Annotated in this window: 1 protein-coding gene; it reads right to left on the bottom strand. The window is 30.9% G+C overall.

The window, feature by feature from the left end:
* Positions 1 to 209, bottom strand: a 209-nt coding sequence (locus tag GOQ16_RS17785; protein ID WP_204987527.1) for a hypothetical protein, incomplete at its 3' end; no start/stop codon positions are given.
* Positions 210 to 385: the final 176 nt, after the last annotated feature.

Raw genomic sequence — 385 nt, forward strand, 5'->3', positions numbered from 1 at the left:
GAAGGATACTGGCTCGACGAAAGAACTAGAGGAAGGAAGGATTGAAAAAATTGAATGAAGAAACAACCAAGAATTTCGAGAAGCCAATTCTGGAATTCAGTTTGTACCATTTCCACAACAAAATTGATATCAATGGATGATTTAGCTATGGAATTTATTTCCTGAAAGAAATTGCGCTTCAAGAAATTTTCGACAAATTTTTTCTTCAAATCAAATAAGCCACTTTTTGGCTTGGAATTTTCTTTTCCTTTTTTTTTTGCCGGATTTTTTTTTTAAAAAACTAAACGTGTGAAAAATAGACAACGACAACAAAGATCGCAACAAAGTTTTATTGTGCACTAAATTTAATGTACAAAATAATTTTTGAATGTTCTCCGTATAGATG

Origin of the sequence: Sphingobacterium bovisgrunnientis (assembly GCF_009829085.1) — a bacterium.
Lineage (GTDB): Bacteria > Bacteroidota > Bacteroidia > Sphingobacteriales > Sphingobacteriaceae > Sphingobacterium > Sphingobacterium bovisgrunnientis.